Origin of the sequence: Streptomyces ruber (assembly GCF_014648075.1) — a bacterium.
GTDB classification, from domain to species: Bacteria; Actinomycetota; Actinomycetes; order Streptomycetales; family Streptomycetaceae; genus Streptomyces; species Streptomyces ruber.
The window spans coordinates 60,160-79,839 of sequence record NZ_BMQK01000020.1 but is presented as its reverse complement, the minus strand read 5'-3'; the positions used below and the strand labels follow the sequence as shown (position 1 = coordinate 79,839).

Here is a 19,680-nt window from a genome sequence, read left to right as displayed (position 1 = left end):
GCGGTTGCTCCCGCCAGGAGTTCCGCGTCACCGGCCGGGGCGTGTGCCTCAGTGGGCCCCTGTCAGCGGCCTCTCTCATGGGGTTCGCCCACACCGTTTCCGTGGTGGGCCCTGGACAGCTCGAAGGCGAAACGGAAGGCGAAGTCACCGGCGTGCAAGGGCCGGTCCACGATCTCCGCAGCCCGGTTGAGGCGCTTGACGAGGGTGTTGACGTGAACATTGAGTCGCCGGGCGGCCCGGGTCGGGCTGCCGAGTTCCTCGAACCAGACACGCAGCGTCTCGCGCAGGACCGAGTGGCGCGGCTCGACGAGGCTGCCGAGCTGGCAGCGGACGAAGTGCGAAGCGAGTTCCACGTCGCGGCTGGCGAAGACCAGCGCGACGACGTCGCAGAAAGAAACGATACTGCCGGCTTCGGCGGGCGCGTCGGGACGTGTGGGCTGCGGCATGGCCCGATCGGCGAGGGACTGGGTCTCCAGCGCCTCACGATGGGTGATCCGGAAGCCGTTGCCGCCGTGGTGGGGCATACCCAGACTGATGCGGATGCCCTCAGGCACGGACAGGCGGGCCCGCAGTACGTCCACACCGGGGGCGTTCTCCGGGAGGCTGAGCCACCCGTGCAGAGCATGCCCGTCCGACGGCACCGTCAGGTCCGCCCCCGCACGCAGTTGGGCACACAACCGCGCCGCGACCTGCCTCAGAGCGGCTTCGGGGGCTTCCGGCCCCCACACCACGAATCCGACGTGCCGTGTGTTCATCCGGTAGCCCAGTCGCCGTTCCGCCTCGGCTTCGCCCAGCTCGCCCGTCAGCGCCTGCCGGACGGCTTCCCGTATGTCGGGGATCTCGCGGCGCCGCAGCAGTTCCTGTTCCTGGCGGTAGACCGCCATCGCCTGGGACAGCGCGGTCTGGCGGAACCGGAACAGCCGGCCCATCACCACCGACAGCAGGTCGGCGCGGTCGCCGCCCTCCGGCCGCCAGGAGCCGGCGCGCAGTTCCTTGCCGAAGGCGTCGAGCAGCTCGTTGCCCGCCACGTCGTAGGCGAGCACGAGATCGACGAGCTTGATCCCCGCCGCGGGAAGCCGGCGCGTCAAATGCTCCGCCTCCGGGGGAAGCGCGGCTCCGTGGGTGATTTCGCCCGTGGAAACGGCCTTGCTGACGAATGCCAGGAACGAGGAGCACGCCGTACGGAACGCACGCGCGACCTCAGGGCCGTTGGTCACGAAGGAGGGCACGGCCGCGACGCAGGCTCTGAACACCTTGTCAGCGACTTCTTCCGGACTCCTGTCGATCCAATCGGCGAAGGCGGTGACGTGGCGACTGTCAGGCGAGGTGGTGCTCATGTGTATGCAATCTACTACCGTGTGTATACGGACCGGCTGATGAGAACGTAACATTGAAGTGAATCTTGTTGCGTCTGCAACTATGCGGACGCTTACGGGGATGCTGTGAGTGCCCGGCGCGGCCGGCCGTTCGCGCCCCGGCCGTCGCAGCCGTCCGGGACGGGGCCATCGACCCGGTCGGCCACGATCCGCGCCGCATCCGGCTCAGAGAGCCGGTCCCGTGCGCGCTGCCCCGGTCGCACTTCCCGTTCCGTTCCGGAACCCGGCAGCCGGGTCGAGACGGTGCGGGCCCTGCTGGTGCGCCTCGGTGATGCAGTCGTCCATCCGGTCGCGCACTGTCCGCAGGTCCGCCATCTGCCGGTCCAGGCGGTCACGTTCGGCCTCGAGCAGCTCCAGCAGTCGCGGTGACACCTCACCGGAGTCGGCGAACGGCAACACCTCGCGCACGATTCTGCTGGGCGGCCCCGCCGCGTGGAGCTGCTGGATCAACCCGACCCGTCGACGGCACCGGCCGGATACTGGCGCCGGCCACCCGGACTCCGGGTGGAGTGCAGCAAGTCCTGCTGCTCGTAGTAGCGCAACGCCCTGACGCTGATGCCTGCCTTCGCGGCGACCTCTCCGATCCGCGCCCGGCCACCTCAGTCGATTCCACGTCCGGCTCACACCTGACGTCGGTGTCGGGTTCTGGTGTCCTGCGCCAGAGATCCGTCGGCAGAAGCGGGCGAGGGAGTCGGGGATCTCTTCGGCGGTCTTGGTCCAGATGAACGGCCTGGGGTCTTGGTTCCAGTCCTTGACCCAGGCCCGGACGTCGGCTTCCAGGGCATGGATGGTCTTGTGTGCGCCGCGGCGGATCATCTGGTGGGCCAGGTAGCCGAACCACCGCTCGACCTGGTTGATCCAGGAGGAGCCGGTCGGGGTGAAGTGCCGCTCCAACCTCGGGTGCTTGGCCAGCCAAGCTCTGATCGCGGAGTCGTGTGGGTGCCGTAGTTGTCGACGATCAGGTGGATCTGCAGATGCGCGGGCACCTCCTCGTCGATTCGGACCACCCCGAAGACGTCGGCCAGCCGGGTACCGGCGCGACCGGCCAAGGCGAGGCCGACCTCGGCCAGCGCCGACCGCATTCGTTCGGTCCGCTGGCTGTGTCGGCGGGTCGGACCCGCGATCTGCTCCACGAACGTCCGCCGCCCTCATGAGGCGTCCTCGCACGCGAACCGCCGGGCCCGCAGCCGCAGCACCACCCGCCGTCCTGCCACGGGAAGATCGGCGCGAAATCGCAGGCAGGAGCCGTGCACCCGCCCCGACCAGCTCCCGCAACCCGGGCAGTGAGCCTTGGCCGTCCGGGCTCTGACACCGACCCGGATCGCGTCGCCGTCGTCCTGCACCGACACCACCCTGATCTCCGAAGCCGACAGGAAGAGCAGCTCTCCCAGCCGGAGCAGTACCTCGCGCACAGCCCAGAACCATCAGGCCGAACGCCGCCATCACCGGCCGTTTCCGGACGATCTCGGGAGACGTGCCAGCAAGATCAACGGTCACAGGGAGTAGCCCACCACAGAAGTTGGACCAGAACCGAAACTCGCCGACATCTCTGCACCCGAGCACGCTCAGGCGTTCCCGAAACTCACCGTCTGGCGTTGTTTCTCACCTGCACAATCACTGCGCGAGGAGTCCAGGTTCTACGACTACCCGAGCTACCGGCGCGCCGTCGAGCAGGTCATCGGCTGGATGGACGTGCTGAGCACGCAGGGCATGCCGGGACAGTTCGCCACGGGCGACGGATTTGATCTGACCGGCGAGTGCATCAACGTCAGCAGTACCGAGGAACTGTCGGACCCGGAACTGCTCGCCCGGCTCAGCGCACCCTTCGCCCCGTACCTGGAGGAGGAACTGCCGCGGCGGCCGGCGTCGGCCGGGTACGACGTCGTCGGGCTGAACATCACCTACCGGCGCCAGTTGCCCCTCGCCCTGCACATGGCCCGCGTCATCAAGGACCGGCTCCCCGACGCGCTGTTGCTCGTCGGCGGGACGGAGGCGTCGGACGTGTGGAAGTACCTCGAGGACAAGAGGCGCTTCTTCGACGTCCTCGCCGCAGTGGACGTGTGCGTGATCGGCGAGGGGAAGAGCGCCTTCTGCGACATCCTGCGCGCCCGCGCGCGGGGCGAACTGCCGCAGCCGTCCGCGAACGTCCAGCTGAACCCGCGGCGGGGCGGCACGGGGCGGCGCGAACTGCTGTCCCTCTGCTACGAGAACACCACCACGATCCCGACCCCCGCCTACGACAAGCTGCCGTCCCACCTGTACCTGTCGCCGCACCGCTTCGTGTACTACTCGCCCTCACGCGGCTGCTAACTGACGTACTGCCCTGACTCAGGACCGAACACTCAGTCAGGACCTGCTGCTGAAGGGGGCATGCCAGGCTGTCAGGCCGGTCGAATCGTTTGCTCCTCGCACCCCTACGCTGCGGGGAGCGCGGCCTCAGCTCGTCCTGTCTTGTGATCGCTGCGGCAGGCCGGCCTCGGCCGCCCGTCGGGCGGGCCGCGCAGCCGCCGGACGGACGCCGGGGGCTCACCCCTCGCGTGCACGGCGCCCTCGCGGACGGCTTCGCCGTGCAAAGCGAGGGCGGCTCGGCTCACGCGTTCCGCCAGCAGATGCTCAGCACCTCGAGAGGCGCCCCGCTTGTGCCCTGTTCGATGTTCACGGGTACCAGCAGCGCTGCGTAGCGGTCATGGTCGGGAGCAGGTGCCCAGCTCGGACATCAGGGTCCGGATGCGCTGTTCGATGTCGTCGCGGATGGGGCGGACGGCGGCGATACCCTGCCCGGCCGGGTCGGGGAGCTGCCAGTCGAGGTAGCGCGTGCCGGGGAAGACGGGGCAGGCGTCGCCGCATCCCATGGTGATGACGACGTCGGAGGCCTGGACGGCGTCGACGGTGAGCACCTTGGGCACTTCGGCCGAGATGTCGATGCCCACCTCGGCCATGGCTTCGACGACGGCCGGGTTGACGGTGTCGGCGGGGGCGGAGCCCGCCGAGCGGACCTGCACGCGGTCGCCCGCGAGGTGGGTGAGGAAGGCGGCGGCCATCTGTGAGCGTCCGGCGTTGTGGACGCAGACGAACAGCACGGACGGCGGCGCGGCGGTGTCAGGCATGCGCAGGGTCTTCCTGGGGTGTGGGAGTGAGGAAGTAGCGGCGAGTGCGGAGTGCGACGTGGACGAGGCCGATGAGCACGGGCACTTCGATGAGGGGGCCGACGACGCCGGCGAGGGCCTGGCCGGAGGAGGCGCCGAAAGTGGCGATGCAGACGGCGATGGCCAGCTCGAAGTTGTTGCCCGCGGCCGTGAAGGCGAGCGTCGTGGTGCGCGGGTGGTCCAGGCCGATGGCGCGGCCCAGCGCCATCGATCCGGCCCACATGGCGGCGAAGTACACCAGCAGCGGCAGCGCGATGCGGACGACGTCGAGGGGTCGGGAGGTGATGGCGTCGCCTTGCAGGGCGAAGAGGACGACGATGGTGAACAGCAGCCCGTACAGGGCGAAGGGGCCGATGCGCGGGAGCAGCTGTGTCTCGTACCAGGTGCGGCCTCTGGTCCTCTCGCCGAGGCGGCGGGTGAGGTAGCCGGCCGCCAGCGGGATGCCGAGGAAGACGAGCACGCTGCGGGCGATCTCCCACACCGACACGTCCAGCGCGGTCTGCTCCCAGCCCAGCCAGCCGGGGAGGACGGAGAGGTAGAACCAGCCGAGCGCGGCGAAGGCGATCACCTGGAAGACGGAGTTGAGGGCGACCAGGACGGCGGCGGCTTCGCGGTGGCCGCGGGCGAGGTCGTTCCAGATGATGACCATGGCGATGCAGCGGGCCAGGCCGACGACGATCAACCCGGTGCGGTACTCGGGCAGGTCCGGCAGGAACAGCCAGGCCAGGGCGAACATGAGTGCCGGGCCGACGATCCAGTTGAGCAGCAGGGACGGCAGGAGCAGGCGCCGGTCGCGGGTGACGGTGTCGAGGCGGTCGTAGCGGACCTTGGCCAGCACCGGGTACATCATCACCAGCAGGCCCAGCGCGATGGGCAGGGACACCCCGGTCACCGTCACCGCGGCCAGCGCCTCCCCCAGCCCGGGGACCAGGCGGCCGAAGCCCAGTCCGGCGGCCATCGCGGCGAGGATCCACAGGGCGAGGTAGCGGTCCAGGAACGGCAGGCGGCCCGCGACGTTCTTCTCCGGAGCGGATGCGTCCGCGGGTACGGTCATGAAGCGGCCCCGGCCGACGTCGCCGTGCGGTCGGGCAGCGGGTCGCCCGCGGGGCGGGTGAGGATGCCCGCGAGACGGTCGGTCATCTCCGGCACCAGCCAGTAGTAGACCCAGGTACCACGCCGCTCGCAGTCGATGAGTCCGGCCTGCCGCAACAGCTTCAGGTGGTGGGAGATCGTCGGCTGGGACAGGTCGAAGGCCGGGGTCAGGTCGCACACGCAGACCTCTCCGCCCGCCCGTGAGGCGATCATCGACAGCAGCCGCAGCCGCACCGGGTCCCCCAGCGCCTTGAACACCTTCGCCAGCTCGACGGCCTGCCCCTCATCCAGGGGCGCGGTCAGCAGCCCCGGGCAGCAGGCAGGGTCCCCGTCGTCCTGGCCCAGCACCACCAGTTCTTGATTCGACATGCGTCTATGTTGACATCCTTCGATCCAAGCCGCAAAGCTTGCATCGAAGGATGTCAATACAACCCCGATGGGAGTCCATCATGTCCCGTGCCCAGCTCGCCCTGCGGGTCAGCGACCTGGAAGCCTCGATCACCTTCTACTCCAAGCTGTTCGGCACCGAACCGGCCAAGCGGCGCGAGGGCTACGCCAACTTCGTTCTCACCGAACCGCCCCTCAAGCTCGTCCTCATCGAAGGCGAGCCCGGCCAGGACACCCGCCTCGACCACCTCGGCGTCGAGGTCGAAACCACCGAGCAGGTCGACGCCGCCACCACCCGCCTCAAGGACGCCGGCCTGGCCACCGCCGCCGAGAACGACACCTCCTGCTGCTACGCCCTGCAGGACAAGGTCTGGGTCCACGGCCCCGGCCGGGAACCCTGGGAGGTCTACGTCGTCAAGGCCGACACCGACGCCCTCGGCAAGAGCTCCGGCACCACGGGGCAGGCGTGCTGCGGCACCGCGCAGTAACCGGGTCCCCGTCCGGCGCGTGCATCACGGCCAGGACAGGCAGAGGCCGAGTCGGGATCGATCCGCGGCGGCTGTCCGCGCCGTGACGAGTTGCGCCGGCAGACCCGCGAGGTGATGTCCACGCCACCTCGAAACGGCACCCGCGGTCGCGTGCACACCAAGGAGGTCCGCGGCCCAGGTCGCGCACCAAGTCGCGCCCGGGGCCACAGGAACCGGCCCCTTCCGACCTCCGTCACCGGCGGGAAGTGAAGGAGCCCCGCCCGGCGTGGGAGGAGGAGATGCGCCCTGCCGGGCCCGGCGGGGTCAGGTGCGCTCCGCTTCCTGTGCGCCGCGCTGTCGGGCGAGGCGGTGGTAGTGGCGGTTGCGGCGGCCCAGGACGAGTGCGGCGAGCAGGGCAGCGGTGGCGGAGGCCAGGAGGATGGCGCCCTTGGCGTCGGTGAGGTGGGCCTGACTGGTGTAGGAGAGCTCGGCGACCAGCAGGGAGACGGTGAAGCCGATCCCGCCGAGCAGGCTGATGCCGGCGATGTCCGGCCAGCCGATGCGGGGACTGAGACGGGCGCCGGTGAAGCGGCCGGCCAGCCAGGAGACGCCGAAGATGCCGGCGAACTTGCCCGCCAGAAGACCGGCGAGAACGCCCCAGGTGACGGTGGAGGTGAAGAAGCCGCCCGCGCCGGACAGCGGGACGCCGGCCGCTGTCAGGGCGAAGACGGGCAGTGCGATTCCGGCGGAGACGGGCCGCAGCAGCTCCTCCGCCCGGTGTGACGGCGGGGTCGTCTCGCCCTCGCGGGTGCGGGTACGCATCAGCAGGCCCATGGCGACGCCGGCGATGGTGGCATGGACCCCGGAGGCGTGCATCAGCGCCCAGATCATCACGGCCGGCGGGACGAGGAGCAGCCACCCCGGCACCACCGCTCGCAGCCGCTTCACCGCCGTGCCCGAGCCGTTCTGCAGGTAGCCGAAGAGGGCCAGGCCGGCCGCGGCCAGGGCCAGGGCGGCCAGGTTCAGGCCGGTGGTGTAGGCGATGGCGATGACCAGCACCGCGGCCATGTCGTCCACGGTGGCCAGGGTGAGCAGGAAGGTCCGCAAGGGGCCGGGCAGGTGCCGGCCGATCACGGCCAGGACGGCGAGGGCGAACGCGATGTCGGTGGCCATCGGGACGCCCCAGCCGCCGGACGCCTCTCCTCCGGTGGTGGCGGTGAGGGCGAGGAAGACCAGCGCGGGCACGATGACGCCACCGAGGGCGGCCAGGATCGGCAGCATCGCGCGGCGCGGATCGCGCAGCTCGCCGTGGACGAGCTCGTGCTTGAGCTCGTTGCCGACGATGAAGAAGAACACCGCCAGCAGCCCGTCGGCCGCCCACGCCTCGACCGACAGGTGCAGGTGCAGGGCAGCGGGGCCGAAGGTGAACGAGCGCAGGGCCTCGTAGGAGGGCGACAGGGGCGAGTTCGCCCAGACCAGCGCGACCAGGGCCGCACCGATCAGCAGCGAGCCACTGACCGCGTCCGAGCGCAGGGCAGCGGTGATCCGCATCAGAGCAGACATGGGGGAGAAAGGTCTCCAGGACGGTACAAGGGAACAGGGGCAAGTGCCGACACGCCGGACCTCGAGTCCGGTGCGGCACCTCCGCGCGCAGCGGTCGGCCTCAGCAGCCCTGCGGCGGCGGGCAGGCACTCGCCGGCGCGCCCCACGTGCTCACGTAGCCGTTCGTACCGATCGGGCGGTGCTCCAGCGACTCCCGCCCCCGAACCGGAGCCGGCAGGGCCGACGAAGCGAGACGCTCACGCATCACTCGCCTCCCTTTTCACTACGGCTCAGTCCAGCCTCACCAGCCTAAGCATGACGGCTGTGTACGTGCATGCGGGCGGCTGCCCCATGGCGGGCAAGCGCGCGAAAGGCGTGACACGGGAGCAGGCGATGCGGGCACTGGCCCAGCGCGCGAGAGCCTGCCCGCACTGCCACCCGGACACCACCGAACTGGGCGTCCCCGAACAGCAGGGCCGGTGACAGGGGGACGCCTGGACGCCGGTCCCGCAACCGGGGCGACGCCCGCGCACCTGCCCAGGGCGCACCGGGGTCGCGGTGAGAAGTAGCCCCGCCCCGGCCATGGCCCCGGCCACCTGAAATCAGAAGTGAGGGCGATTCCCGTCCGCCGTCCGTCCCGAGCTGCCGACCTGCGGGAGCGGGGGCCGCGGCGCGGACGGCGGTGCCGGAGTCGGACGGTGGAGCGGAGCCCGGGCGGGCGTCGGCGGTGCATATGGGGGGCAAGGTTGCGGTCGTGGGCCGGTGCCTGCGCGGCCGCATCCGCCGGCCGGGGACCGTGCCCGCTCACAGCCAGGTGGTGGCCAGCCAGATGAGTACGGCCGTACTGGCGATGAGCCCGACGTTGAGAGTGATCTGGCGATCCTCACCGGTCAGGTGGACGGCGACCGCGCCGGCCTGCAGGAGCACGAACCCGATGGCCGCGGCGAGCGCCAGCCAGGGGGCGATGCCGGTCAGCGGCGGCAGAATCAGCCCGGACGCACCCAGTAGCTCGACCGTCCCCAGCGCTCTGACGGCGGACAGGGGCGTGCGGTCGACCCAGGCCATCATCGGGCGCAGTCGGTCTCGGCTGCGGGCCACTTTCACCGCGCCTGCGTACAGGTAGAAGAGGGCGAGCAGTCCGGCGACGGTCCAGTATGCGATGGTCATGAGTCCTTTTCGCGGTCACCGGATGCCGGCGACCTGTCGATTCCCGGGGCAACCCCCAGGGCAGGCCGGGCCGTTGTCTGTGCGACCCGGAAGGTGGAAGGTGGGAGCTCCCGGCTGCGCTGGTCACAGGGGAGACGGGCGGGCGGTGTCATCCGGCCGGTCCCGGGAGGGGTCGGTGGCGGGCTCGGTCGCGTAGCGGCCCATCACGTGGAGGGCGGCCTGCGGCGTCAGCGGCCGGCCGTCGGCGCTCATGCTCTGCAGGTCCCGGAAGTACTGCACGTACAGGGCGGGGGCGAACGTGCTGAGCATGACGGCGGGTTGGCCGGTCGGGTTGGCGAAGGTGTGCGGGACGCCGGGCGGGACCATCACGAGCGTGCCCGTGGTGGCGTCGTAGTCCTTGTCCCCGACGGTGAACCGCACGGTGCCGGAGACGATGTAGAAACCCTCGTCGTGCCGGGCGTGGCGGTGCTGCGGTGGTCCGGGAGTGTGCGGGGCGAGGACGGATTCGGCGATGCCGAGGCGGTGCTCGGTATGGCTGCCGTCCTCGAGGACACGCATGCGCGTGGCGCCCAGAACGATCATCTCGCCGTCGTCGGGACCGACCACCGATACGGCGGGGGCGGCCTGCGCTTCGCTGCTGCTCTTGGCTTGCTCGGTCATGTTCCCAGTGCATCGCCGGGGCGCTGCGGCTGTCCAAGATCCATTCCGCGGCGCCGATACCCTGTGGGTATCGTTGCAGCGTGGAGCTCCGTACCCTGCGTTACTTCGTGGCCGTCGCCGAGGAACTCCACTTCGGCCGGGCCGCCGCTCGACTGCACATGAGCCAGCCGCCGCTGAGCCGGGCGATCAAGCAGCTGGAGACCGAGATCGGTGCCCTGCTGTTCGCCCGCTCGCCTGTCGGCGTCACGCTCACCCCCGTGGGCGCAGTGCTGCTCGATGAGGCGCGGGCCCTGCTCGGCCAAGCCGACCGCGTCCGTGCACGCGTGAGCGCGGCGGCCGGCGCCGCGACCCTCACCGTCGGCATCCTGGGCGACAGCACCGATCCGGGAACGACCAGGCTGGCCGCCGCTTACCGCCGACGCCACCCCGGCATCGACATCCACATCCGCGACACCGACCTGACCGACCCGACCTGCGGACTGCGCGCCGGGCTGGTCGACGTCGCCCTGACGCGGGCGCCGTTCGACGAGACCGCCCTGACGGTGCGTGAGCTGCGCAGCGATCCGGTCGGTGTGGTCGTGCGCGCCGACGATCCGCTGGCCCGCCACGACCGGCTGCGCCTGGCCGGCCTGGACGACCGCCGCTGGTTCCGGTTCCCGCAGGACACCGATCCGCTCTGGCGGTCGTACTGGAACGGCGGCAGGCCACGCGAGGGCCCGGTGGTGCGCGTCGTCCAGGAATGCCTGCAGGCCGTGCTGTGGAACGGCACCGTCGGCCTGGCCCCCCTCGGACACGACCTGCCCGCGCAGCTGGCCGCGGTACCGCTGACCGACATGCCGCCGAGCCGAGTGGTGGTGGCATGGAACGAAGGCGACACCAACCCGTTGATCCGGTCGTTCACCGACATGGCGACCACCGCGTACCACCGTTGAGAGTGCCTGCCCGGCGGCGCCACCACCGTTCCTCCCGCACCGGCAACGCGGCCGGCGCCTCACGCACGGAGGCGTAGTGCTGGGGCCGGGCTGCGTTCGGGGTCGGCAGTGGCGTGGCCGGGCTGGACGGGCAGGGTGAGGCGGTCGCGATGGCGGTGGCGGTGGCCATACGGGACAGGGGGCACGGGACAGGGTGCGCGGGACTTTCTCCCGGAGCGCACGGGCGTGAAGTGCGTGTCAAGGCCCCGTACGCGGCCGCCCAGACCGTGTGCGGCCGCTCACCCGGCGCGAGCTGAGTCGGACCCCCCCCCGGGCTCGGATCCGCTGGTGCCGCCCGCCGTGCGCTACCTGTCGCACTCAGTCGCACTCAGTCACACGCGGGGCTTCGTCAGCCCCAGTCGGACTCCACATGTCTACGAGGACTTCTTCTTCATCAGCTCGACGAGGCTGGAGAAGCTGTCGGCCGCGTGGCCGGCGTCCACGCCCCGGCGGAACAGGTCGACGACTGCGCTCTGGAGCGTGGTGTCGACGCCCGCGTCCTCGATGGTGTGCAGCACGTGCTCCACACTGGCCAGGCCCATGGCGAGGCGGTCGACGTCGCCCTCGTGATTCGCTGCGTCGATGCGCTGCGCGTAGAAGGAGAGGAAGCCCGGCATGGACGCCATGGTCTCCTCCGCGCTGGGCAGGACCTCCGAGGCCTTGAGTCCGTTGGCGTCGCCGATGGCGATGGCCTGCCAATAGCCCAGCATGGACGTCCAGAACACGGCCATGCCGATCTGGTACACCAGCGCGGCCAGCCCCGGGTCCTCGCCCCGGTAGTCGGTGCTGGTCAGCGCCTCCAGGGTGGACTTGTACCGCTCGAAGGGCTCGCGCGGACCGCTGTAGTACGTCGAGGACTCCGGATCACCGATGCCGGACGGCGGGACGGTGACACCACCGGTGATGTGGATACCGCCACGGTCGGTGATCCAGCGGGCGCCGTCCCGGGTCTTACCGGGAGTGTCCGAGCTGAGATTCACGAAGACCCGGCCGGCCAGGGCGTCCTGAGCCGTCTCCAGTACGGAGTACATGGCCTGGTAGTCGATCAGGCTGAGGATGACCAGGTCGTTCGCCCTGACGGCTTCTTCAGGGCTGCCGGCGAGTACCGCACCCCGGGCGACCAGTGCGTCGGCCCGGGACGCGGTGCGATTCCAGAGGGTGACCTGGTGCCCCTTGTCGAGGAAGGCGTTCGCCATCGCCTGGCCCATGGGTCCGAGTCCTATGACGGTGACGGGCTGCTTACCGGTCATGAGAGGGGGACCTCCGGGAACTGGCGGCGACAAGGAGTAGAACGATCGCTTTACTCGGTCCGCGCGCCGAACCTAGCACAGGACTGGACACAACGCTGCGCCGGCGGTCGGCCAACCGGCGCCCTGCCTTCCTCGTGTCGCGGGAAGGCAGGACGCCGGATGTGTCCACTGATCGTCGGTCAGCAGCCCCACGTGCCCGCTTGTGGCCGCCGAGGACGGTAGGCGGTGGCCAGCACGGAGACGGTGACCCGGTCGGGCAGGAGGCCGTCCTCGTCCAGCTCTGTACGGCCCACATGGCGTGCGCTCGGCGTCATCGCCGCCAGGTCCAGGACCTCCGGCCCGGAGAGAGTCGCGGGGTACTCCACCTGCTCGGTGACGACGGCCTCGAAGAAGGGGTCCAGCGCCCGGTGCAGGCGCTGCTCCTTGGCCGGATCGATCGAGACCGTCGCAGGCAACCGGCCGCGCAGTTCGGCCAGGTGCCGCCCGGTGGGACGGACCACGATCAGCCGGCCGGTCGGGCGCAGCACGCGGTGGAACTCGGCCGGGTTGCGCGGGGCGAACACGTCCAGCACGACGTCGGCCACCCTGTCGGCCAGCGGGAAGGGACGGAAGACGTCCCAGGCCACCGCGGCGGCCCGGGCGTGGGCGCGGGCCGCCGCGCGCAGTGCGCGCACCGATGTGTCCAGACCCAGACCACGGGCGCCGGGCAGCCGGTCGAGGACCCCGGCCAGGTAGTAGCCCGTGCCGCATCCCACGTCCACGACCGTGGCCCGCCCGGACCTGGCGTCAGCCGTCAGGCGCACCGCGACTTCGCGGATGGGCGCGTAGGCGCCGGTGGACAGGAACCGGTCCCGGGCCCGGATCATGGCCGCGTCGTCACCGCTGGTGGCGCGGGTGCCCGTCAGCAGGCCGGCGTAACCGTGGCGGGCGATGTCGAAGGTGTGGCCCACCGGGCAGCGCAGTGTGCCGCGGTCGGGGCGCAGGTGGCGCGTGCGGCACGTCGGGCAGCGCAGCAGGTCGAGGGAGAGTGCGAGGGCAGGGGGAAGCGACACGGGCACGGAAACACTCCTGGCACAGGGTGAAGGGAAGGGACCGTGCCTGCACGCGCGCTCGGAGCGTCTTCTGCTCAGGGATGAGCGGACGGCGTCGGCAGCGTGGTGCACGCGGCAGGCACGCCAAGGAGGGCGACGCCGTCCGGCATCGCCCTCAACGCCTTCCGATCACAGGAAGCAGCAGTGCGGGGTGCTCATGAATGCCACGTCCCGATTCTACGAGCATCGGCGAGGTCCTTCACTACCCCGTCGGCCCGCGGGAGTCGCGAGACACGACCTGGCGGGGCGGAACGCCGACCATGACGTGGTCGTCCGCTTCCCGGCCGGGCCCGGGCGGTCCGGGGAACGGGATCCCACCTGGATCGTGCGTCTCCGCGTCGCCGCAGTCATCGTGCTCCTTCTCCTTTCCGTATGCGAGCGGCCGGCTCTGCACCGGTACGGAACGGCCACGCCTTCCAGCCGACGCCCGTGGTGGTGCCGGGCACGCCGTCGAGCCAGTGCAGGTCCGCGGCGCCGGCCGATCCGACGGGGCCGCTCGGGCGTCTGCACCGGACGACAGGCCGACACTTGCGGCAGCAGCGAGTGCGAGCGGAAGCTGCGCCGGACCTGGTGGGTCGTGACGCGCGCAACCCAGGTAGAGCAGAAGGTGCGTGTCAAGCGTTGTCAGTCCCCGTGTGTGCGGAACCTGCGCTCGATCACTTCTCCCGCGTGCCTGACGTTCACACTGTCCGCGTACTTCCGCAGCACCGCGAGCCCACAGGTCACCCCCGTTCTCGAAGGGACAACAGTCATGCCCTCTGGCAACCGGCTGAGACAACGCGTCACCAGCACCGCACTGCTGACCGCCACTGTCACATGCGCGGGAATGCTCTCCGCTCCGGCCTACGCGCATGACCGTCCCCACCTGTCCGTCCCCGACAACTGCTCGGAAGATGTCCCCGTCGTCTGCCGTTTCGACGTCCCCAGGGCACCTACCACGTGACGGCCGTGATCGGCGGCGACGCCGCGGGCAGCACCCTCGTCACCGCCGAGACGCGGCGCACGATGCTCGCCGAGACGGCCACGGACGCCGGTGAGAGGGTCGTCCGCACCTTCACGGTGGACGTGCGCGAGCGCGAGGGCCAGCCGACCGGGCCCACCGGCACGCCCGGTCCCGACCTGTACCTCGGCGGCGGCGCCCCCTCAGCTCGCCGGTCTGCGCGTCACTCCGGCCCGCCGGCCGCGGCAGGTCCTCCTCGTCGGCGACTCGACCGTGTGCGACCAGACCAGTGCCCCCTACGCCGGCTGGGGACGACGACTGCCGCAGTTCCTGCGCGGCGACGTCGCCGTGTCCGACTACGCGGACCCGGGCGACAGTACGCAGTCGTTCCTGGACGACCCGCTGCTCTTCGACGCGGTGGAGGCCAGGATCCAGCGCGGTGATCCCGTGCTGGTCCAGCTCGGGCACAACGGCAAGTCCACCACCGCCGAGGTGTGCCGGGCCAACCTCACGGAGATGGCCGAGCGTGTCGTCGCCCGCGGGGGCGAACCCGTGTTCGTCACCCCCGTCGTCCGGCGGCGCCTCCGGCACGACGGCACCCTGGACTCCGTGGCGCTGCACGTCATGGCGGCGAACCTGCCCGTCGGGACGCGCGCCCCGGCCGCCGAGCCGAACGTACCGCTCATCGATCTGACGGCCCTGGCCAAGGACTTGTGGAAGGGCTGGGTGCGGAGGGGTCCAAGGATCTCTATCCGACCGGGGTCACCGGTGACAACACGCACACCTCGGTGTACGGTGCGACGCGCTTCGCCGAGCTCGTGGCACGCGCGCTGATCCGGGGACTCACCCGCGCCATCGCCTGACCGCGCGCCATGCGCCACACGCCACGCGTCATGAATCACGTGCCACGTGCCACGTCCAGAAGGGACATGACCGGGGGGACGTCCGGTGCATGTGCGAGGCCGACGTCCGTCCCCTGTCCCCGGCGTCTTCTCGTGGTCCCGCCTCGAACCCGAGGGCGGCGTGGCGGTGGCGCCGGCGACCAGGGACGCATCACCGCCGCCCTGGAGGGCCGATGCCTTCCCGGCCGGTCGTCATGTGGCGGTGCGCGACGGCCGGGCGGTGCTGCCGGCTGACGGCTGACGGCTGACGGCTGACGGGGCTCAGTGCGCGTCCCGCCGCCGTCAGGACCGGGTAGTGCCCACGTGGCGGGCCAGCTCGGTGGCCGGGCGTCGCATGACCGTGCGATTGGCGCGCCGCGTCATGGGCCGGACGACCGGCGCCAGCAGCCGGTCGGCGAGAGGGGCGCGCGCCCAGGCGTACTCGAACGAGACTCGGCTGCCACCGGCCGCCGGTGGTTCGATGGTGTAGGTGCCGTGGGCCAGGCGCCGGCCGGCCGCGCCGACGTTGCGTTCGACGATGCGCCATGGCACTTCGGTCTCGACGACCTCGATGGTGATGTCGGTCCTCGTGCCGCCCAGCGCGGCGGTGACGGTGGCACCCGGTCCGACGCCGCGACCGGGGCCGCTGTACCGCCAGCCGGTCAGGTAGTGATCGGTGAATCGCTCGTGGTGAGCCATGACGTCGAGGAAGTCGTGAACCTGTTCCGGCGTCTGCGGCACGTCGATCGACACGATGACGGGCTGCACGTACCGGACGGTGCATGCGATGTGTACCCGTTGGCACAGTCGCGACGCGGCGAGCGTGGACGAGGTGCCGGCGAAGGGGCGGGGCCGCCCACGGCGCGCACACGGTCCGTCACACCCTCGATCGATGCCCGGACCGGCCGAGCCGATGCGGTCGCGACACGAACGGCTCGACGCCCCGATCTCGCGGTCTGCCGCAGACGTCAGGGGCCCTGGCGTAGCCGACGGCACGGGTACCGCCGCCCGCCCGGAGCGGGGGACCGGGGCGAACAGCCGTCGCGGCTCCTGTCGTCACGGCTCCTGGGGAACAAGCCTGCGCGCCGACCGCTCGTAGGCCCGAAGCTTGTCCGGTGTCATGATCCAGTAGAGCCCGTCGATCCGGTTCTGCTTCACCGTGATGCTCACGAACGCGACGGCGGCGCCGTCCCGGGTGATCAGCAGACCGGGCATGCCGTTCGCCTCGACCACGCGGTAGCCGGCGCCCGGGAGGAACCTGTCGAAGAAGGAATTGATCCGGGCCACGCGCTCGATGCCCCTGACCGCCAGGCGCGCCACCCCGCGGACACCGTTCCCGTCCGAGTACGCGACGACGTCGGCCGACAACATGTTCTCCAGCGCCGCGACGTCGCCGGTCCGCGCGGCGGTGATGAAGGCCTCCAGCAACCGTCGGTGCTTCGCCGTGTCGACGGGGCCACGGCGCTCGGCCGCCAGGTGCTTGCGCGCCCGGCTGACGACCTGCCGGGTGTTGGCCTGGCTCAGCTGCAGCATGTCCGCGATCTGGTCGTACGGGTAGTCGAACGCTTCGCGCAGGACGTAGGCCGCCCGTTCCACGGGATTCAGCTTCTCCAGCAGGAGGAGTACAGCCAGCTCGAGAGCCTCCCCCCGCTCGGCACCCACCTGCGGATCCACACCGGTGTCGATCGGCTCGGGCAGCCAGGGCCCGAGGTATGCCTCGCGGCGGACCCGCGCCGACCGTGCCACGCTGATGGCCAGTCGCGTGGTCGTCCTCGCGAGGAAGGCGCCCGGTTCCAGCACGACGCTCCGGTCGGTGCCCTGCCATCGCACCCATGCCTCCTGGACGACGTCCTCGGCCTCGGACACGCTGCCCAGGACGCGGTAGGCGATGCCGAACAGGCGGGGCCGCAGCCGCGTGAACGTGTCCGCGGCCTGGTCGAGCGAGTCGTCGGCAGGCGGCCGGTGCATGTCCATGGTGCCGATGCCTCCACGGGTCAACAGGTGTGTCACGGGCGGGTGTTCGTCCTGGGACACCGGGAACGGCCCGCTCGCGGATGATCCTAATCGCCGGGGGTCGAGCTCACGGGGTGGTGAGGATCGATCCGGTCGAACGTGGCTGTGCTCCCGGGCCGAAGGTGGACGTTGCCGGTCTCAGCACCGCGCTGAAGACGGCGTACCCGGTCGCGTCCCGGCCGGGCGCGATGTGGTCCGGCGTCGTCCCCGGACGCTTCTCCGCGGTGATCTTCCCTCGCTCCGCGGTCCGGAAGAGCTCCGCTGTCCGGCTGCCTTTCGACAGCGTCCCGGGCGAGCACCCCGCGCGGCGGCCGGTGCCGGGCCGTGAGTCCGGCGGGGTCAGTGCCGGCGAGTCCGGTATGTCCTCTTCGAGCGTCGCCCGGCGGTCTCTTCCCGTGGACAGGCCGGCGGTCCCGCGTCGTCCGCGGGCTACGGTGGATCCTCGGCTGACCGAGGACGTCAGCTCTCCTCCAGAGGAAGGCATCACACGTGACGACCGTCGCGTACCAGGGCGAACTCGGCTCCAACTCGGCGGCCGCCGCCCAGGACCTGTTCCCCGCGAGCACACAGCTGCCGTGCACGAGTTTCGAGCAGGCCCTGGACGCCGTGACGCTCGGCACGGCAGATCTGGCGGTCATCCCGGTGGACAACTCGGCGGCTGGACGGGTCGCGGACGTGCACCACTTGCTGCCCGAGTCGGGCCTGTTCGTGATCGGGGAGTACTTTCTCGCCATTCACTTCGATCTGATGGGCATCCCCGGCACGACGCCCGACGAGGTGGAGTGTGTACGGAGTCATGTGCACGCACTCGGACAGTGCCGCAAGGTGCTGCGAGAGGGCGGCTGGCGCACGCTCGTCTGTGACGACACCGCCGGAGCCGCCCGCGAGGTCGCGGAGCTGGGAGATCCCCGGCACGCGGCGCTCGCTCCACCTTCCGCGGCCCGGCACCACGGCCTTCAGGTACTGCGAGCGGGTGTCGAGGACGACCCGGACAACACCACACGGTTCGTCGTGCTCTCCCGTGAACACACCGTCGCGCCCCTCACCGACCAGCCGACGATGACGAGCCTCTTCTTCGCCGTACGGAACATCCCCAGCGCCCTCTACAAGGCACTCGGCGGTTTCGCCAGCAGCGCCGTCAACCTCACCAAGATCGAGAGCTACCAGATGGGCGCCGGCCTCAACCCCAGTTGCTTCTACGTCGAGATCGAGGGCCACCCCGACCAGCCTCATGTCGAACTGGCCCTGCAGGAACTGCGCTTCTTCTCCAGCGAGGTACGGATCCTCGGCGTGTACCCCGCCCATCCGCACCGCCTGCGGGAGCGCACCGTATGACTGCCGCCGCCGTCCGGACAGTGCCCGGACGGCGGCGGTGGCAGGGGCGGGGACGGGAGCAGCGGGGACCTGGCCGGCTTCCCGGGCACGGAGGTGTCCTGGGAGATCGGCTCGGCCCTCCTGCTCCGGGTCCTCCTCGCCTGCGCGTGCCCCGCCGATGACAGCATCGGGGTGGCCACCAGGTCCGTGCGGGCCGGCGCCGAACTGTCCGAACGGGCGGGAGAGGTGCTCGACAGCCTCGCGGGACACGGTCCCGACCGGACCGGGGTGCGGAGCGTCCGCCGCCGCGGTCTCCCGGCTCGCGCTTCTCCGGGCGGTCACCACCTGGCACGGCGTCGCCGGGAAGCCGCGGCCCCCGCTCCCGCGCTCCCCGGCGGGGCGAGGAGCGGGTCCGCTCCGCGGGAACACCGGCGTCGGCAGTCCGCCGTCCGCCGGCGGTCACAGGTGGGCAGCTCCGGCGCACACGAAGGGGCGGGGCGCCGGGCGCGGGTCAGGAGAGCCAGTCACGGTAGTGCGTGGACGCCAGGCGGGCGCCCTCCTTGGCCGTCAGCGCGTCTCCCCGCACCGCGGCGAGCATGCCGGCGCTGTCGTCGGTCACGACCTCCCGGCTGTCGTCCTGGGCGGCCAGCGTGACGCGGCCGAGCTCGTCGATGGGGAAGACCTCGGGACCCGCGATGTCGACCGTGCCCCGGAGGGGAGGGTTCACCGCTGCCTCGGCGACCGCTGCGGCGACCTCGCGGGCGGCGATGGGCTGCACGAGCGTCGACGGCAGGCGTACGGGCGTCGTCCGGGCCGCCGTGGAGACGAGGAACCGTACGAACTCCATGAACTGGGTGGCGCGGACGATCGAGTACGGGACGGGGCCGGCCTTGAGAAGGTCCTCCTGCAGCACCTTGGCCCGGTAATAGTCCACGCCCGGGACCAGATCGACACCGACGATGGAGAGCAGCACGATGTGCCGGACCCCGGCCTTCGCGCTCTCCTCCACCAGATGGCTCGTCGCGGCACGGAAGAAGTCGACGGATGCGGCGTCGAAGGTGGGGGAATCGGTCACGTCGACCACCACGTCACTGCCGGCGACGGCCTCGGCCACTCCCTTGCCGCTGGTCAGGTCGACACCGGACGAGAGGGAGTACCCCGCGACCTCGTGTCCTGCCTCCTGCAGGTCCTCGACCACCTGGGAACCGATCATTCCCGTGCCGCCCATTACCGCCACCTTCATCTTTTCCTCCACTGTTCTGCTTCGGTATGTGCACGTGCGGTGTGTCCGTGTGGACTGCACGTACGGAAGTCCGACCAGCTGCACGCGGTGGCACCGGCGGCTCGTCCATGCCCCGGTCCGCTCCAGTGGACCCGCGCGGA

Annotated in this window: 21 protein-coding genes; 7 read left to right on the top strand and 14 right to left on the bottom strand. The window is 70.9% G+C overall.

Annotation, left to right across the window (positions count from 1 at the left end):
• Positions 1 to 62: 62 nt before the first annotated feature.
• The gene (locus IEZ04_RS29995; protein ID WP_189220132.1) at positions 63 to 1,337 is read right to left on the bottom strand and encodes a PucR family transcriptional regulator; all 1,275 of its coding nucleotides are present in this window, start codon (positions 1,335 to 1,337) and stop codon (positions 63 to 65) included.
• Positions 1,338 to 1,541: 204 nt separating this feature from the next.
• Entirely contained in the window at positions 1,542 to 2,270 is a 729-nt protein-coding gene (locus tag IEZ04_RS36285) for a MerR family transcriptional regulator (protein ID WP_428838058.1), read from the bottom strand.
• Positions 2,271 to 2,338: 68 nt separating this feature from the next.
• Here IEZ04_RS36285 and IEZ04_RS29980 point away from each other — a divergent pair, with 68 nt between their 5' ends.
• Positions 2,339 to 2,530, top strand: coding sequence for a hypothetical protein (locus IEZ04_RS29980; protein ID WP_189220153.1), 192 nt, complete (start codon positions 2,339 to 2,341; stop codon positions 2,528 to 2,530).
• On the opposite strand, the gene IEZ04_RS29975 is transcribed toward IEZ04_RS29980, so the two are convergent.
• Entirely contained in the window at positions 2,525 to 2,788 is a 264-nt protein-coding gene (locus IEZ04_RS29975) for a transposase family protein (RefSeq protein WP_189220131.1), read from the bottom strand. The genes IEZ04_RS29980 and IEZ04_RS29975 overlap by 6 nt on opposite strands.
• 274 nt (positions 2,789 to 3,062) lie before the next feature.
• On the opposite strand from IEZ04_RS29975, the gene IEZ04_RS29970 reads away from it, so the two are divergent.
• Complete coding sequence (locus tag IEZ04_RS29970; RefSeq protein WP_189220130.1) at positions 3,063 to 3,686, top strand: radical SAM protein; 624 nt, start codon at positions 3,063 to 3,065, stop codon at positions 3,684 to 3,686.
• A gap of 374 nt (positions 3,687 to 4,060) precedes the next feature.
• Here IEZ04_RS29970 and IEZ04_RS29965 read toward each other — a convergent pair whose 3' ends face one another.
• The 3 genes from IEZ04_RS29965 to IEZ04_RS29955 are packed head-to-tail and all read right to left on the bottom strand — an operon-like array spanning position 4,061 to position 5,983.
• On the bottom strand, positions 4,061 to 4,483 hold the full coding sequence (locus IEZ04_RS29965) for an arsenate reductase ArsC (RefSeq protein ID WP_189220129.1): 423 nt from the start codon (positions 4,481 to 4,483) through the stop codon (positions 4,061 to 4,063).
• Complete coding sequence (gene arsB / locus IEZ04_RS29960) at positions 4,476 to 5,576, bottom strand: ACR3 family arsenite efflux transporter (RefSeq protein ID WP_189220128.1); 1,101 nt, start codon at positions 5,574 to 5,576, stop codon at positions 4,476 to 4,478. Before arsB ends, IEZ04_RS29965 begins: the two co-directional genes overlap by 8 nt.
• Positions 5,573 to 5,983, bottom strand: a complete 411-nt coding sequence (locus IEZ04_RS29955) for an ArsR/SmtB family transcription factor (protein WP_189220127.1) — start codon at positions 5,981 to 5,983, stop codon at positions 5,573 to 5,575. The genes arsB and IEZ04_RS29955 overlap by 4 nt, the downstream gene beginning before the upstream one ends.
• 80 nt (positions 5,984 to 6,063) lie before the next feature.
• Here IEZ04_RS29955 and IEZ04_RS29950 point away from each other — a divergent pair, with 80 nt between their 5' ends.
• On the top strand, positions 6,064 to 6,489 hold the full coding sequence (locus IEZ04_RS29950; protein ID WP_189220126.1) for an ArsI/CadI family heavy metal resistance metalloenzyme: 426 nt from the start codon (positions 6,064 to 6,066) through the stop codon (positions 6,487 to 6,489).
• Positions 6,490 to 6,792: 303 nt separating this feature from the next.
• Here the strand turns inward: IEZ04_RS29950 and nhaA are convergent, their stop codons facing one another.
• A complete protein-coding gene (gene nhaA, locus IEZ04_RS29945; RefSeq protein WP_189220125.1) occupies positions 6,793 to 8,031 on the bottom strand; it encodes a Na+/H+ antiporter NhaA in 1,239 nt (412 codons plus the stop codon).
• 294 nt (positions 8,032 to 8,325) lie between these two features.
• Between nhaA and IEZ04_RS29940 the strand changes: the two genes are divergently transcribed.
• A complete protein-coding gene (locus tag IEZ04_RS29940; protein ID WP_189220124.1) occupies positions 8,326 to 8,493 on the top strand; it encodes a DUF6233 domain-containing protein in 168 nt (55 codons plus the stop codon).
• 321 nt (positions 8,494 to 8,814) lie between these two features.
• On the opposite strand, the gene IEZ04_RS29935 is transcribed toward IEZ04_RS29940, so the two are convergent.
• Both IEZ04_RS29935 and IEZ04_RS29930 read right to left on the bottom strand, forming a co-directional pair.
• Positions 8,815 to 9,177, bottom strand: a complete 363-nt coding sequence (locus IEZ04_RS29935) for a DoxX family protein (RefSeq protein WP_189220123.1) — start codon at positions 9,175 to 9,177, stop codon at positions 8,815 to 8,817.
• Between the two features lie 123 nt (positions 9,178 to 9,300).
• On the bottom strand, positions 9,301 to 9,837 hold the full coding sequence (locus IEZ04_RS29930) for a cupin domain-containing protein (protein WP_189220122.1): 537 nt from the start codon (positions 9,835 to 9,837) through the stop codon (positions 9,301 to 9,303).
• 80 nt (positions 9,838 to 9,917) lie between these two features.
• Between IEZ04_RS29930 and IEZ04_RS29925 the strand changes: the two genes are divergently transcribed.
• A complete protein-coding gene (locus IEZ04_RS29925; RefSeq protein WP_229821375.1) occupies positions 9,918 to 10,769 on the top strand; it encodes a LysR family transcriptional regulator in 852 nt (283 codons plus the stop codon).
• Positions 10,770 to 11,182: 413 nt separating this feature from the next.
• On the opposite strand, the gene IEZ04_RS29920 is transcribed toward IEZ04_RS29925, so the two are convergent.
• Together IEZ04_RS29920 and IEZ04_RS29915 are read right to left on the bottom strand one after the other, a co-directional pair.
• Positions 11,183 to 12,058 (bottom strand): NAD(P)-dependent oxidoreductase, encoded by an 876-nt coding sequence (locus IEZ04_RS29920; protein WP_189220121.1) that lies wholly within the window; start codon positions 12,056 to 12,058, stop codon positions 11,183 to 11,185.
• A 179-nt stretch (positions 12,059 to 12,237) separates the two neighbouring features.
• Positions 12,238 to 13,116, bottom strand: a complete 879-nt coding sequence (locus IEZ04_RS29915; RefSeq protein WP_189220120.1) for a methyltransferase domain-containing protein — start codon at positions 13,114 to 13,116, stop codon at positions 12,238 to 12,240.
• Between the two features lie 1,246 nt (positions 13,117 to 14,362).
• On the opposite strand from IEZ04_RS29915, the gene IEZ04_RS35860 reads away from it, so the two are divergent.
• A complete protein-coding gene (locus tag IEZ04_RS35860; protein WP_308429842.1) occupies positions 14,363 to 14,923 on the top strand; it encodes an SGNH/GDSL hydrolase family protein in 561 nt (186 codons plus the stop codon).
• A gap of 350 nt (positions 14,924 to 15,273) precedes the next feature.
• Here the strand turns inward: IEZ04_RS35860 and IEZ04_RS29905 are convergent, their stop codons facing one another.
• Positions 15,274 to 15,738, bottom strand: coding sequence for an SRPBCC family protein (locus tag IEZ04_RS29905; protein WP_189220119.1), 465 nt, complete (start codon positions 15,736 to 15,738; stop codon positions 15,274 to 15,276).
• Between the two features lie 288 nt (positions 15,739 to 16,026).
• Complete coding sequence (sigJ, locus tag IEZ04_RS29900; protein ID WP_189220148.1) at positions 16,027 to 16,944, bottom strand: RNA polymerase sigma factor SigJ; 918 nt, start codon at positions 16,942 to 16,944, stop codon at positions 16,027 to 16,029.
• Positions 16,945 to 17,472: 528 nt separating this feature from the next.
• Between sigJ and IEZ04_RS29895 the strand changes: the two genes are divergently transcribed.
• Positions 17,473 to 18,318: a prephenate dehydratase gene (locus IEZ04_RS29895; protein WP_189220118.1), complete on the top strand. Its 846-nt coding sequence runs from the start codon at positions 17,473 to 17,475 to the stop codon at positions 18,316 to 18,318.
• 490 nt (positions 18,319 to 18,808) lie between these two features.
• Here IEZ04_RS29895 and IEZ04_RS29890 read toward each other — a convergent pair whose 3' ends face one another.
• Positions 18,809 to 19,540: an SDR family oxidoreductase gene (locus IEZ04_RS29890; RefSeq protein ID WP_189220117.1), complete on the bottom strand. Its 732-nt coding sequence runs from the start codon at positions 19,538 to 19,540 to the stop codon at positions 18,809 to 18,811.
• Positions 19,541 to 19,680: the final 140 nt, after the last annotated feature.